We start from the raw sequence: 6,777 nt of genomic DNA on the forward strand, positions 1-6,777 counted from the left end.
GTCCTGACGGACCGGGCGGGCGCTCCGCGGCGCGGGCGCATCACGTTCCACGCTTGAGCCCTCCCCCGGTTGAAGCAGGAGACCGGCCGACCCGGCCCTGCCGGCCGTCAGTCCGTGAGGGGCAGGCGGCCCGTCTCCCCCGGCTGGAGGCAGGCCGTACGGTCCGGGAGGCGTACGTCGACGGGCCCGGGTCCCGACGAGGGTACGGCGATCTCCACGCGCCCGCGCTCCAGCCGCAGCCGGACGCCCCAGTGGCCGCGGTAGCGCAGGGTGAAGCCGTAGGAGGACAGCTCCGGCAGGGGTACCGGGTCCAGCCGCAGGTCGCCGTTGCGCGTCTCCAGGCCGGGCAGCCCGCGCTGGACCAGGTCGAGGGTGCCGGCCATGGCGCCGAGGTGGATGCCCTCACCGGTGGTGCCGCCCTGGATGTCGGCGATGTCCCCGCGCAGGGCCTCCTGGCAGAACGTCCAGGCCTCGGCGCGCCGGTCACGGGCCAGCACCCAGCCGTGGACGAGACCGCTGAGGGTGGACCCGTGGCTGGTGCGGTGCAGGTAGTGGTCCACCGTGAGACGCCAGGTCGCCTCGTCCATCTCGTACCCCAGCCGGCGGAAGAGGCCCTGCAGTTCGGCCGGGGAGAACAGATACCCGAGCATCAGGACGTCCGCCTGTTTCGAGGCCCGGTAGCGGTTGACGGTGTCGCCCTCGGCCTCCAGGATCCGGTCCAGTCGCCGGATGTCGTCGTAACGCCGCCGGTAGTCCCGCCAGTCGAGTTCGGCGAGCTTTCCGTACCCCTCGAACTGGCTGATGACGCCGTCGTGGAAGGGCACGTGCAGGGCTCGGGAGACCTCCTCCCACCTCTCGAGTTCGCTCCGGTCGAGGCCCGTGCGTTCGTCGAGTTCCCGCCGGCGCGGCTCGGGCAGGTTGCGCAGCACGTCCAGAGTGTGGGCGAGCACCCAGGCCGCGGTGACGTTCGTGTAGGCGTTGTCGTCGACTCCGGGCCCGGGGGCGTCGGGGTAGGCGTCGTGGTACTCGTCGGGGCCCATCACCCCCTTGATGCGGTAGCGGCCCAGGAGCGGGTCGTAGGCGGCGGCGCCCGACCAGAAACGGGAGATCTGCAGCAGCAGTTCGGCACCTTTGGTGTGCAGGAACTCGGTGTCGCAGGTGGCCTCGCAGTACTGCCGCACGTTGTACGCGATCGCCGATCCCACATGGTGCTGGAGGCGGGAGTGGTCGGGTACCCAGTGGCCCGACCGCGGGTTGAGGTGGACCTGTTGGGCCTCCTCCCGGCCGTCGCTGCCGCTCTGCCAGGGGTACATGGCCCCTCGGTGTCCGGCGTCCCGGGCCGCGGTGCGGGCCCGGTCGAGGCGCCGGTGGCGGTAGTGCAGCAGGGCCCGGGAGACCTCGGGGAAGTGCAGGTTGAGGTAGGGCAGCACGAACAGTTCGTCCCAGAAGACGTGTCCGCGGTACGCCTCTCCGTGCAGGCCCCGGGCCGGTACCCCGACATCCAGGTCGGCGGTGTGCGGGGAGAGGGTCTGCAGCACGTGGAAGAGGTGCAGGCGCAGGATGGTGCCGGCCTCCCCCGGCACGTCCAGTTCGCCCCGGCGCCACAGCCGGCCCCAGGCTGTCCGGTGGGACTCCACCAGCTCCGCGAAGCCGGTGACGCGGCCCACCCGGTCGACGGCGGCGTGCAGGGGGTCGCTGATCGCCGGGTCACGTGAGGTGTACAGCGCGACGATCTTGTCCACGGTCGCCGTACGGCCCGCGGCCAGGTGCAGCCGCGTCAGATGGACGGCCCGCGGGTTCTCCTTGCGGAAGGTGACGGGTGCCTCGGAGAGCAGCCGGGACGCCTGGGCGATCCGGATGCCGGAGGTGCGGGTGCGGCAGCGCAGCCACACGGTGTCCGGTGCCGTGCTGCCGCTGTGCACATGGGTCAGGTGACGGCCGTCCAGGTCCCGGTAGCGGGCCACCCCGGCGTTGGTGGCGCCGCCGTCGAGGGCCGCCTCGACCTCGAGTGCGCCGGAGTGCCGCTCGGGCGTGAACTCGGTTCGCAGCGCGGCCAGATGAGGGTCGTCCATGTGCACCAGGCGTTCCTGGCGCACCCTCAGTGCCCGGCCCTCCCCCAGGTCGTACCGGGTCAGGCGCTCCAGCAGTCCCGCGGAGAGCAGGAGGGTCTCGCGGTGGTCGAGCACGGTCGTCGTGTCGGGGGTGAGCCACGGCCCGCCGGGCAGCCGGAACCGCAGGGGCAGCCAGTTGGGCAGGTTGACGAGGTCCTCGTTCTCGATGTGCCGTCCGGCCACCTCGGAGGTGAGCCGGTCGTAGCAGCCGGCCGCGTACGTTCCCGGGTAGTGCACGTCGTCGGCGGCGCATTCCGGCAGCGCACCCCGGGTGGCGAAGAAGCCGTTGCCGAGCGTGCACAGCGACTCCCGCAGGCGTACCTCGGCGGGGTCGTATCCCTCGTACTCCCAGGTCCAGCCGTCCACGTCGACGCTCCTTCCCCCAGGAGGCCCAGCGGGGGCTCCGGTGGTTGCGCACGGGGTACCCGCGCGCAACAGGAACACACACCCGGCCGAACCCCGCCTCCGGGCCGCCGCCGCGGCGCGCGTGCGGGAGGGCTAGCCCTCCCGCACGGGTACGCGCCACACCAGGGTGGTGCCGCGGTCCGGGGCGCTGTCGATCTCCAGACCGCCGCCCAGCTGCGCGGCGCGTTCGGCCATGTTGCGCAGTCCGCTGCGGCGGCCGCCCTCCGGGAGGCCCACGCCGTTGTCGGCAACGGTCAGCCGCACCTCGCGGCCGTCGGTCTCGAGGGCCACCTCGACCCGGTCGGCGCGCGCGTGCCGGGCGATGTTGGTCAGGGCCTCGGACAGGACGGCCACCAGATGGTCGGCGGTCTCCTTCGGCACATGGGTGTCGACCAGGCCCTCCATCCGCACGCTGGGCGCGAAGCCCAGCACGGAGGCCGCCTCGCCGACCACCCGCACGGCGCGGGCCCGCAGTCCCGTCCCGGCGGCGGCGTCGTGGGCGCGCAGGCCGAAAATGGTCGATCTGATGATCTTGATGGTCTCGTCCAGGTCGTCCACCGCCCGGGAGACCCGCTCCGAGGCCTCCTTGTGCTCGATGAGACGGCCGGCACTCTGCAGCGTCATCCCGGTGGCGAACAGCCGCTGAATGGCCAGGTCGTGCAGGTCCCGGGCGATCCGGTCGCGGTCCTCGAGCACCGCGATCTGTTCGGCGTCGCGGCGGCGCTCCGCCAGTTCCATCGCCACCGCCGCCTGTGCGGCGAAGCCCTGCAGCGGCTCGATCTCCTTGTCGGAGAACTCGCCGCGGCCGGCAGCGCGCACCAGCAGGACGATGCCCCGTACACCGTCCTCCGATCCGACGGGCACGGCCACCGCCGGGCCGAGGCCGGCGAAGCGCTGCGGTCCGGACGACACCCGCTCGTCGCAGGAGACGTCCGGGCTGGTGACGGGGGCGGCGCTGGTGAACGCCCGGCCCAGCAGGCTGTCGTCGACGGGGACGACGAGCCCGCGATGGGTCTCGGCCTCCTGGCCCATGGCGAGTTCCACGGTCAGCGACGCGGTGCCCTCCATCGGCACCGCCACCTCGGCGAGTGCCGCGCCGGTGATCTCCATGGCCCGTTCGGCGATCAGCAGGAGAGCCTCGCTGCCGCCGCTGCCGGACATCAGGGCGTGGGTGATCTCCGTGTTCGCCTGCAGCCATCGCTCCCGCAGCCGGGACTCCTCGTACAGCCGGGCGTTGTCGATGGCGACGCCGGCGGCGACGGCCAGGGTCGACAGGACCGACTCGTCCTCCTCGTCGAACTGCGCACCGGCACGCTTCTCGGTGAGGTACAGATTGCCGAAGATCTGGTCACGGACCCGGATGGGCACGCCGAGGAAGCTGTTCATCGGCGGATGGTGGGCCGGGAAACCGAAGGACGCGGGGTGCTCGGACAGCTTCGCCAGCCGCAGCGGCTGGGGGTGCCGGATCAGCTCTCCGAGGATCCCGTGGCCCTCGGGGTAGTGGCCGATCCGGGCGATCTCCTCGTCGCCGACGCCGACCGTGTGGAAGGCCGACAGCCGCTTGCCGTCGGGACCGATCACGCCGAGAGCGGCGTACTCGGCGTCCACCAGCACCGCTGCGGCGTCGACGATGCCGTGCAGGACCTGTTTCAGGTCCAGCTCGCGGCCCACCTCGAGGACGGCCTCCAGCAGGCTGTGCACCCGGTCACGCGTGCCGCGGACCGCGTCGATCCGGGCCTGGAGCTCCTCCAGCAAGTCGTCCAGCCTCAGCTGTGGCAGCAGCGGACGGGGGTCCCCGCCCCGCTCGGAGCTCTCCACCCGTGGTCCTCCCGTTCGCTCGCTCTACCGGCAGCGTGCCCCCGGCAGGTGCCACGTTAACGGGCGTGGCCCGGCCGTATCCCACCGGTTGGCGAACCCGGTGTCAGCGATCGGTGCGCCGCAGCCGGTCCTGCGCCTGGGTGGCGATCACGGCAGCCTGGATACGCCGCTCCACGCCGAGCTTCGCCAGCAGCCGGGAGATGTGGTTCTTCACCGTCTTCTCCGCCAGATAGAGCCGCTGGCCGATCTGCCGGTTGGTCAGTCCCTCGCCGATCAGGGCGAGGATCTCCCGCTCGCGTTCGGTCAGTCCGGGCAGGGCGTCCTTCTTCTCCTCCGGCTCCTGTTCCTGCCGCAGCCGGGCCATCAGGCGGGTGGTGGCGCTCGGGTCGAGCAGAGACTGTCCGGAGGCGACCGTCCGCACGGCCGCGACCAGGTCCGAGCCCTGGATCTGCTTCAGCACATAGCCGGAGGCGCCCGCCATGATCGAGTCCAGCAGAGCCTCCTCGTCGTCGAACGAGGTGAGCATCAGGCAGGCCAGGTCCGGCAGTGTCGAACGCAGTTCACGGCACACGGTCACACCGTCGCCGTCGGGCAGGCGGACGTCGAGGACCGCCACGTCGGGGCGGAGCGCGGGGACGCGGACCAGTGCCTGCTCCACGGTGGCGGCCTCGCCGACGACGGTGATGTCCGGTTCGTCGTTCAGCAGGTCGTGCACTCCGCGGCGGACCACCTCGTGGTCGTCCAGCAGGAAGACCCGGATGGGCCGGTCGGGTCCTGACCGCTCGCTGTCCGCCATCTGACGCTCCTTGTCCTCGTGTGCCGGCCGTCGTGTGCCGGTGCCCCCGGCCGACTGCCACCGGGAGGCCCCTCACCGAGATCCTTCTCGGTTCCGGGCCGAACGGCCAGGGCCGGTCGGCCTTGATTCCTGTCGGCCACCCGTTCTCCGCAAAGGCACCCACCCCTGAACAGCGCGCCATGAGTCCTCGGGGCCGGGCCGACCGGCCCTGTTCCCCGGGCACTGCCCGGGACCGAAGGTCCTCCTCTGCCGGGCCGATGGGCCCGTAGCACCCCGCCACCAGTGGTTACCACCCAGAACACGCTCGTCGGATTGCTGTACAGAAGTGCCAGCGGTCCGGAGATGCGGCTCGGCACCCGCACCCCGTCATGTCGTTGGGAGACCTCATGCTGTCCGAAGAATCCGCCGCAGTGGTCCGGGCCGTCCTTCCCGCCGTGGCCGGAGCGCTCGACGAGATCACCGCACGCTTCTACGGTGCGATGTTCCACGATCGCCCCGAACTCCTGGACGGCATGTTCAACCGGGGCAACCAGGCCAGCGGGGCCCAGCGCCGGGCGCTGGCCGGTTCCATCGCCGGCTTCGCGCGGGCACTGCTCGCCGACCCGGACACCCGGCCGGACGCCCTGCCGGCACGCATCGCGCACAAACACATCGCGGTCGGAGTCACCGGCGACCAGTACACGATCGTGCACAAGTACCTGTTCGGTGCGATAGCGGAGGTCCTCGGCGACGCCGTCACCCCCGAGGTGGCCGCGGCCCGGGACGAGGTGTACTGGCTGATGGCGGGCGCCCTCATCGGGCAGGAGGCCCGCCTCTACCAGGACGCGGGAGTCGCGCCGGGTGACATCTGGCGACGGTGGACGGTCGTCGAACGGCGCGAGGAGACCGTCGACGTGGTGTCGTTCCTGCTGCGCCCGGCCGACGGCGAACCGGCACCGCCGGCACGGGCCGGGCAGTACGTGAGCGTGCGGCTGCGGATGCCCGACGGGGTGCACCAGCTGCGCCAGTACAGCCTGTCCTCGGACCCGGGCGGCGATCTCCGCCGCATCACTGTCAAGCGGGTCACCGGGGACTCGGGGGCACCGGACGGCGAGGTCTCCGGCCTGCTCCACGCGCACACCCGCGCCGGTGACGAGCTCACCCTGTCCGTACCGGCCGGCGACGTGACCCTCGACGAGGCGGACACCCCGCTGGTGCTGGTCTCGGCCGGCATCGGCTGTACCCCCATGGTGGGCATGCTCGCCCGGCTCGCCGCGACGGGTTCGACACGCCGGGTCCTGGTGCTGCACGCCGACACCTCGCCCGCGGAGCACGCCCTGCGCGCCGAGGTACGGGCGCTGGTGGAGCAACTGCCGGGCGCCCGCGCGGTCTTCTGGTACGAGCGGCCGGGCGACGAGGAGCGCGGGGCGCGGGGCGCGCAGCGGCCTGATGGACCTCACCGGGATCGACGTTCCGGCGGACGCGTCGGTGTACCTGTGCGGCCCGCTGCCGTTCATGCGTACGGCGCGTGGCCGGCTCCTGGGCGCGGGGGTCCCCGCCCGGCGGACCGGCTACGAGGTCTTCGGTCCCGATCTGTGGCTTCCCGGGGCGGCTGCCTGACCGCTGCGCAGGACGGGCGTGGGCCCTTCGCGCGTGCTGTGCGCGAAG

The 6,777-nt window shown here is 72.3% G+C and carries 3 protein-coding genes and 1 pseudogene; 1 reads left to right on the forward strand and 3 read right to left on the reverse strand.

From position 1 onward, the window contains the following. Positions 1-107 precede the first annotated feature (107 nt). The 3 genes from ACFWVE_RS34430 to ACFWVE_RS34440 all read right to left on the reverse strand — a co-directional run bounded on the left by ACFWVE_RS34430 (position 108) and on the right by ACFWVE_RS34440 (position 5,130). Entirely contained in the window at positions 108-2,477 is a 2,370-nt protein-coding gene (locus tag ACFWVE_RS34430; RefSeq protein ID WP_384023030.1) for a glycoside hydrolase family 65 protein, read from the reverse strand. A 132-nt stretch (positions 2,478-2,609) separates the two neighbouring features. After that, a complete protein-coding gene (locus ACFWVE_RS34435) occupies positions 2,610-4,334 on the reverse strand; it encodes a GAF domain-containing protein (RefSeq protein ID WP_384023034.1) in 1,725 nt (574 codons plus the stop codon). A 103-nt stretch (positions 4,335-4,437) separates the two neighbouring features. Further along, a complete protein-coding gene (locus tag ACFWVE_RS34440; RefSeq protein WP_384023037.1) occupies positions 4,438-5,130 on the reverse strand; it encodes a response regulator in 693 nt (230 codons plus the stop codon). Between the two features lie 386 nt (positions 5,131-5,516). Between ACFWVE_RS34440 and ACFWVE_RS34445 the strand changes: the two are divergent. After that, positions 5,517-6,729 (forward strand): annotated as a pseudogene (locus ACFWVE_RS34445) (globin domain-containing protein). The last annotated feature ends 48 nt before the right edge of the window (positions 6,730-6,777 follow it).

It is taken from the genome of Streptomyces sp. NPDC058632, from assembly GCF_042717095.1.
GTDB lineage: Bacteria > Actinomycetota > Actinomycetes > Streptomycetales > Streptomycetaceae > Streptomyces.

Excerpts from the sequence above, each read along its gene's own strand:
- ACFWVE_RS34440 (WP_384023037.1), bottom strand. The coding sequence starts at position 5,130 with ATGGCGGACAGCGAGCGGTCAGGACCCGACCGGCCCATCCGGGTCTTC.